5 protein-coding genes and 1 pseudogene are annotated in these 7,830 nt (G+C 55.4%); all 6 read left to right on the top strand.

Features of this window, described 5'->3' with window-relative positions:
- Positions 1–1,062, top strand: a 1,062-nt coding sequence (locus RW092_RS04810; protein ID WP_316009660.1) for a vWA domain-containing protein, incomplete at its 5' end; no start/stop codon positions are given.
- Between the two features lie 12 nt (positions 1,063–1,074).
- On the top strand, positions 1,075–4,842 hold the full coding sequence (locus RW092_RS04805; RefSeq protein WP_316009659.1) for a cobaltochelatase subunit CobN: 3,768 nt from the start codon (positions 1,075–1,077) through the stop codon (positions 4,840–4,842).
- 110 nt (positions 4,843–4,952) lie between these two features.
- The gene (locus RW092_RS04800; protein WP_028537888.1) at positions 4,953–5,459 is read left to right on the top strand and encodes a GNAT family N-acetyltransferase; all 507 of its coding nucleotides are present in this window, start codon (positions 4,953–4,955) and stop codon (positions 5,457–5,459) included.
- Positions 5,460–5,564: 105 nt separating this feature from the next.
- Positions 5,565–6,005 carry an aminoglycoside 6'-N-acetyltransferase gene (gene aac(6'), locus RW092_RS04795; RefSeq protein ID WP_316009658.1) on the top strand — a complete coding sequence of 147 codons (441 nt, stop codon included), beginning with the start codon at positions 5,565–5,567 and terminating at the stop codon, positions 6,003–6,005.
- A 434-nt stretch (positions 6,006–6,439) separates the two neighbouring features.
- Positions 6,440–7,456, top strand: a complete 1,017-nt coding sequence (locus RW092_RS04790; RefSeq protein ID WP_316009657.1) for an NAD-dependent epimerase/dehydratase family protein — start codon at positions 6,440–6,442, stop codon at positions 7,454–7,456.
- Positions 7,456–7,830 (top strand): annotated as a pseudogene (locus tag RW092_RS04785) (dihydrodipicolinate synthase family protein); the annotation flags it as partial. The gene RW092_RS04790 and the pseudogene RW092_RS04785, both read left to right, overlap by 1 nt.

Genomic DNA, 7,830 nt, shown 5'->3' with positions numbered 1-7,830 from the left:
GGACCGAGCACGGCTGCGGCCGATGGCGAAGCGGCCGCGGCAGCCACACCGGAGCCCGCGCCTCTGGGCGACGGCCCAGTCCACGGGAGCGAGGCTGCGGGCTCCGGCGAGCGGCGCGGCCAAGGCGCAGCGGCGGCTGCCGCACGCGCCATTGTGGAGGCGGTGGGACGGGACTTTGAGGTCCGCCGCCTTGCCTTTACTCCGCCGCGCACCGGCTCTCACCAAGCCCAAGCGGGCAAACGCAATCAGGCAGGCGAAGGCAGCCGGGGCGGACGTTACATCCGCGCGGAGGCACCGCGCGGTCCGGTCGTTGATTTGGCCCTGGATGCCACGCTGCGGGCCGCCGCGCCTTATCAACAGGCACGGCGGCAGCAAGCGTCGGACCGAGGCGAAGGGAGATCACGTCCAAGCGTGCTTATCGAATACAGCGATTTGCGTGTCAAGGTGCGGGAAAGCCGGACAGGGACGGCTTTGCTCTTCGTTGTGGACGCCAGCGGTTCGATGAATGCGGCCAAGCGGATGAAGGCGGTCAAGGGAGCGGTACTGTCGCTGCTGCGCGATGCTTACCGGCAGCGTGACAGCGTGGGACTGGTCGCCTTTCGCGACCGCGGAGCCGAGCTGCTGCTCGATATCACGCGCAGCGTTGAGCTGGCCGAGCGTCGATTGAAGTCGATGCCCGTAGGCGGGAAAACTCCGCTGGTTGCCGGATTGGAGAAAGGAGAGGCCACTCTTCAGACGCTGTTGCGTAAAGGAAGCGGGCTTGTACCGGCGATGATCATCCTGACGGATGGCAAAGTCAATGTCGGGGCCGCTTCGGGGCTTAACCCGTGGCGGGAGATCCAATCCGCAGGCATGCGTTATGCTGCCTATGGGATTCAGACCTTGGTGATCGATACGGAGCAAGGATTCGTTCGACTGGGCTATGCCCGCAAGCTGGCAGAAGCGCTGGGGGCACAGTATATCCGGCTGGAGGAATTGGAGGCCGGACAAATTGCCCAAGCCGTTCGGAAATTGGCCGCAGGAACAAAGGACATACACCGCCGATTTGATATGAAAAGATAAGGAGATGAGAGCTTGAACATCCTCGTCATCACAAACAACGAAGCATCGCAAGCCCATTTGTCAGCGGCGTACCGCAGGCTGGATGAAGCTCAGCGGCAGCAACTGAAGCTGACCGTCGTTGATCCGGGTGGCAACGAGACCGTCGATGCACCGGCGGACCTGAAAACAAAGCTTACAGCGAATGCCTTCGATATGATCATTTTTGATGCGCACGGCGTTCCAAAGGAAAGCGTGGAATTGATCAAGAAAGTCCTCCAGGGAGGAACCGCACATATTGTTCCTGTCGGCGGGGATATCGCGGAAATTCGCTCATTGCTCCGATTAGGTCAACTGAGTGCCAACGATTTATCCCATACGGGTACGATTTCGGAGGAAGGATTGGATGGGCAGGATCACCGCACAGACTACGATCGTTATACGAAAATGACGGAATATTGGCGGGGCGGCGGGACGGCAAATATGGTGGGGCTGCTCAGTTTGGCCGGCCGGGAATACGGTGGTTGCGATCTGCTGCCAGCTCCGACCGAGCCGAATTTTCTCCAAGAGATCTGCATTCTTGAGCCAGCAACCGGAACCCGCTTCGCCAGTCTAAATGACTATCGAAACAGCCGAGGATTTTCGGGAGAGCGGCAGACGGTGGCGCTGTTTTTTAACGGCAATGGGAATCTACAGGATATCAGCGAGTGCGTCGGGGAGATCATGAACCAAATCGAGGAGTTTGCCGATTGTTTACCGATCGCTTTTCCTTCCGTAATGAATATATCGCTGGATCGGCTGGGCCAACTTTTGACCGAGGGAGGTCGGTCCGTTGATTTGATCGTGAACCTGCTTCCATTCCGTTTAGGGATTGGTCCGGGCGGAGGGGGAGCTTCGGCAGGAAAAAAGCCCCTGAACGGCATGGGGTCTCGGGATCATGCGGACGGAGCGGTAACCTGGCTTGAGGAGCTGGGAGCACCGATGTTGCATCCGTTCCTCTTGTCCGGTACGACCGAGGAGGAGTGGCGCCAGTCTGTCCGAGGCGTAAATCCTGCCCAACTCATGGTACAGGTTGTGCTTCCGGAACTGGACGGGGCGATTGAGACCTATCCCATTGCCGCTTTGCGCCCTGAGGGGGAAGATCCTGAGCTGGGGATCGCTTTGAACAAGCTGGCATTGATTCCCGAGCGGGTGGAGAAGCTGGTTCAGCGCGTCAAGCGTTGGCTGGAGCTTCGCAGCAAATCCAACCGGGAGAAGAAGCTGGCTCTGATTTGCTATAACTATCCTCCCGGTGAGGCGAATGTGTTTGGCGGGTCTTTTCTGGATACCTTTGAATCGGTTGCCCGCTTGTTATCCCGATTGCGGGAGGAAGGCTACGAAACCGAGGAGATGACTGCGGAAGAGCTGCGTTCCCGGTTCGTAGCTGGGGGGCTGGTGAACTCCGGTCAGTGGACGTCGTTGGATCAGACAGACGGTCAAATGATCCGCTACACGGATGCCGACTTTGCGGGTAAACTAGCCGCCCGTGCCTGGGGCAAGGAAGCTGTAGAACGCTGGGGGCAGCCTCCGGGAGAGATTATGACGGAAGGGGAGAACTTCCTGATTCCAGGGATCGTGAATGGCCGTATTTTTATTGGATTGCAGCCATCTCGCGGGATCCACGAGGATCCTGAAAAATCCGTCCACGATCGATCCTTGCTTCCAACTCATCAATATACGGCCTTTTATCAATGGATTCGTGAGCAGTGGGGGGCAGATGCGGTCGTCCATATCGGGACTCACGGGACGCTGGAGTTTCAGCGCGGGAAGGAAGCCGGAATGTCAGGGGATTGCGTGCCGGACGATTTTATCGGGGATCTTCCTCATTTCTATTACTACTACGTGGGGAACCCCTCGGAAGCAATGATCGCGAAACGCCGCAGTCATGCGGTGTTGGTCGGCTATCAGGCCCCTCCGTTTACGGAGGCGGAGCTGTACGGCGAATGGGCGAACCTGGATGCACTGCTGCATGAATATCGTGAGGCGCAGCAGATGGATCCTGAACGCTGCGGGGATCTTCTTCGCAAGCTGCGAGAGGCGGGCGAAGCGCTTCATTTTGCTGCACAGACGCCGGAGGAGATGGAGGAGGAGCTGTACCGGATGCAGCGTTCCCTGATCCCAAGCGGATTGCATGTGCTGGGAGAGGGGTATGATCATGAAGCGGCCGCTGCTTATATGCGGTTTGTGCTTCGTCACGAACGGGGGACGGTCCGTTCCTTGCGGGGATTACTGGCTGAGCGAGAGGGATTTGTTGTGGAGGAGCTGAGCGCCGGAGGGCACACGGACGAATTACACCGGCTCGATCAGGCGGCTGCGCAGCTGGTCCATGAGTACCTGTCCACCAAGGCGCTTCCGGCTAGTGTGTCAAATGAGCCGCCGGAGTGGCAGGAGGCGGTGCGGCAAGCGCTGGAATTCGGGTATCGCGCCTATGAGAGCTCCATCAACAACCAAGAGCTGGAAGGCATGCTAAAGGCGCTGGAGGGACGTTATCTTCGTCCTAAGCTGGCTGGTGATGCAATCCGCTCGCCTGAAGTGATGCCGTCGGGATACAATCTCTACGCTTTTGATCCGCGGGCTGTACCTAGTGTGACCGCTGTGGAACGGGGGGCGCGCATCGCCGAAAACTCGATCCGTCAGTATTTTGAGCAATATGGAGAATATCCGGGAACAACGGCTGTTGTCTTGTGGGGGATTGAAACCTCGCGGACGCAAGGGGAGACGATCGGACAGATCCTTCGCTACATGGGAGTACGCGTCCGAGGCGAAGCCGGGTCATTTCGGACCGAATATGAGATCATCCCGCTGTCTGAGCTTGGCCGCCCGCGCCTCAACGTGGTGGTACATATGACCGGTTTGTTTCGCGACATGTTCCCTAATTTGTTAGAGGATTTAAACCGGATCTTTCAGCGGGTCTCCGAGCTGGAGGAGCCGGATGAGCTTAATTGGTTTAAGGTTCACACCCGCAAGACGGAGGAGCAGCTGCTGGCTGGCGGCTATGAACCGGAACGTGCGCGGGATCTGGCGAATGCTCGGATTTTTGGACCCGCGGAGGGCCAGTACGGCACGAATATGACCCGATTAATCGAAACGAAGCAGTGGAGCGACGAGTTTGAACTGGGCCAGGCTTATGCGGACAGTCAGCAGTTTGTTTACAGCTTGAGGGAACGCGGTCAAGCGGAACCGGAACTCTATCGCATCCGTCTGATGGCCGTGGATGTCGTGTCGCAAATACGTTCCAGCCATGAATGGGAGGTAACGGATTCCGACCATTATTACGAGTATTTTGGCGGACTCTCCAAATCGGTAGCGATGGTGAAGGGAAGTCCGGTGGAGATTCATATTTCAGATTCAACCTTAGAGCAACCCGTCACCGAATCGGCAGAGCATTCAATTGCTCGTGGCGTACGTACCCGGCTGATCAATCCGAAATGGATAGACGCCTTGCTCCAGCATCCTTATCACGGGGCGCAGCAAATCGCCAAGCGCGTCGAGTACGTGCTGGGACTGGCCGCAACCACCGGCAAAGTTGAGCCCTGGGTGTTCGACCAGCTCCATGAAACCTATGTTGCCGACGAAGAGCGAAGCCGGCAGATGGAGGAGAACAATCGCTGGGCATATCACGGGCTGGTGGAAACGTTGCTGGAAAGCCATCAACGGGGATACTGGGAACCTGATGAAACCCAATTGGAGATGCTCCGCCAGAAATATCTCGATCTTGAGGGAGATTTGGAAGGGCAAACGGACGACAAGGTTCTTCTTTCTTGATATAATAAGCAATAAGATTCAAAGTTCCAGATCGCATGCTCCTCTTACCTGAGGTAGCATGCTTTTTTTCAGGGAGAACCTGACCGATACCCTAACTTAGGCGGGATTACATGAACTACCCAAGTATTGAAACCGAGCGATTGCATTTGAGAGAATTGACCTTGGAAGATGCTGATGCGGTTTTTAAGCATTTTTCGGTGCCGGAAGTCACGCGATTTATGGACATAGAGCCTTGTCAAGACCTCCAGGAGGCGGAGGAGATTATCGCCTTTCATATCCAGGATTCGGGATGCCGATATGGCTTGTTTTGCAAAGAATCTAAGGAGCTCATCGGGACTTGCGGATACCATTGCTGGTCTACCGATGATCATCAGGAAACCAAAGCGGAAATCGGATTTGACTTGGCTCCGAACTTTTGGGGCAAGGGCTTGATGCAGGAGGCGTTAAACCCATTGATTCGCATGGGGTTTGATGTGATGGGCCTGGATTATGTAGAGGCGACAACGGAGCCTGAGAATATTCAATCGCAGAGGTTGCTTAAGAAGTTGGGATTTGACCAAGAACGTGAGTTGAAGGACGGCCTGATCTATTTTACATTAAGGAAAAAGAAACTTTAGTACATCAACCGAGCAAACATGAATCAAGGAAGCTGAGACCACAAATGACCCAGCCTTAGAAATGAGCGATCTAGGCTGGGTTGTGTTTATAATGGGGGGATTTATGTGAGAATCGAGCAAGCCAATCCAACCAATCTGGATGACGTTACTCGTTTGGCGTTAAAATTGTGGCCGGAGCATGCATGGCGGGAGCTGCGGAACGAGTTGGAGGACTTGCTGGCGTCTGAGAAAGATCGTATCTTTCTTGCAGTCAAGAAAGGGGACACGATTGGCTTTTTGCACATGTCTCTCCGATTTGACTACGTCGAAGGCTCCAGCTCAAGTCCGGTTGGTTACGTGGAAGGGATTTATGTCGATGAGAACTATCGAAACCAGGGCGTTTCAAGAAAACTGGTGGAAGCGGGAGAAGCTTGGGCCAAATCGCTTGGGTGTAAGGAGATCGGCTCGGATACGGAGTTGGACAATCACGGAAGCCAAGCCTTCCATCAACGGATGGGGTTTAAGGAAGCGGGCAGAATCGTGGCGTTTATTAAAGAAATTGATTAAGTTGAAAGGATGGAAATCTAATTGAAATGCAAAAGTGCAGTTTAACATCGGCATTTTTCCGTATTTACCGGCTTTGAAATGTAAAAGTGCAGTTAGTTTAGGGCGATTCGGCGGAAAAGTGGGAAATAGGCGGAAATGAACTGCACTTTTGCAGTTAAAGCCCACGACAAGTACCTTTTCTCTAAAAATCAACTGTACTTTTACATTTGGCCTCGGGCCGCTAATCTCAGCCACTTGAATTTGATCTTAACCCCAAAAATCAATCATCCTATAAGCACAGGAGAACACCGTCACAGCCGGTTTTCTCCTGCTTTCGTTTTTTGGGGCGATATAAGGTCGTTGTCTGGAATTCCTCCCGCTTCTACGATAAAGGGGAAACCGTAAGGCTTCAGAGACCGTCTTGCGAATCCCTTGCATAGTAGAGGTGACGAAAAATGAAAACGATATCGGAGTTGGAGCAGCGATTAAGCGAGCCCTCAGACCGGTTGATTCGGGATCTGACCCAACTGGACGGCGATGTGCTGATTCTTGGCGTTGGTGGAAAAATGGGCCCCAGCTTAGCGAAGCTGCTGGCTCGGGGCTTGGCCGCCGCAGGGAAGACGATGAAGGTCACCGGCGTGTCGCGGTTTTCTTCGGGAACGCTGCGGGAAGAGCTGGAGGCCGCCGGCATTCGCACCATTTCGGCGGACCTGCTGGATGAAAACGCATTGTCGCGCTTGCCAGAGGCGCCCAATGTCATTTACATGGCTGGCAATAAGTTTGGAACGACTGGGCGCGAGTATTATACCTGGGCCATGAACGCCTATTTGCCGGGGCGTGTCGCGGAGAAGTTTAAGGCTTCGCGGATCGTTGCTTTCTCGTCCGGCAATATTTATCCGTTGACGGAAATCACCAAAGGCGGGGCTTCGGAAGAAACCGCGCCTGCGCCGATTGGTGAATATGCACAATCCTGTTTAGGGCGGGAGCGGGTGTTTGAGTATTTTTCCCGCAAAAACGGTACGCCGCTCGTTAACTTCCGGCTGAATTATGCGATTGATATGCGTTACGGCATCTTGTTGGAGGTCGCCAAGGCGGTGAAGGAGCGGGAACCCATCGACCTGAATATGGGTATGGTCAACGTCATTTGGCAAGGGGACGCCAATGAAATGGCAATCCGTTCACTGCTCCATTGTGCCTCACCGCCGAAGACGATCAATGTCACCGGACCAGAGACTGTATCGATCCGTTGGCTGGCCGAACGGTTTGGCGAAGCCTTTGGCGTCGAGCCGATCTTCACTGGGGAGGAACAGCCGACCGCATTATTAAGCAACGCTTCAACATCCCACGCGATATGGGGATATCCGCTGGTTTCTTTGAGACAAATGATGAATTGGACAGTGGAGTGGATCGAGGCGGGGGGAGCGACGTTAGGCAAACCTACGCATTTTCAGGAACGGGGAGGGGTGTTCTGATGGGCGAGCAACCGCAGTTGAAACCTGAGCTGCATCAGCTGCTGCACCGCGGAACGGTCATCCCCGCCCACCCGTTGGCGCTGGACGCACAGCGCCGCTTGGATGAGCGGCGGCAACGTGCGTTAACGCGCTATTACATCGCCGCCGGCAGCGGCGGGATCGCAGTAGGTGTCCACTCAACGCAATTCGAGATTCGCGATCCGAAGATCGGTCTGTTTGAGCCGGTGCTCCGCCTGGCTGCCGAGGAAGTGGAAGCCGCCGGGCTTCAGCGCCCGTTCCTTAAGGTCGCGGGTATCTGCGGCCCAACCGAGCAGGCTGTGCGCGAAGCTGAGTTGGCTGCCGGGCTGGGCTATGACCTGGGACTGGTCAGCAAC

The organism is Paenibacillus sp. 3LSP (assembly GCF_032465655.1).
Classification (GTDB): Bacteria; Bacillota; Bacilli; order Paenibacillales; family Paenibacillaceae; genus Fontibacillus; species Fontibacillus barengoltzii.
This window is presented reverse-complemented; position numbering and strand designations above follow the sequence as displayed.

Bases quoted from the DNA above. Each gene is read 5' to 3' on its own strand.
- RW092_RS04800 (WP_028537888.1), top strand. From the start codon at position 4,953: ATGAACTACCCAAGTATTGAAACCGAGCGATTGCATTTGAGAGAATTG.
- RW092_RS04790 (WP_316009657.1), top strand. From the start codon at position 6,440: ATGAAAACGATATCGGAGTTGGAGCAGCGATTAAGCGAGCCCTCAGAC.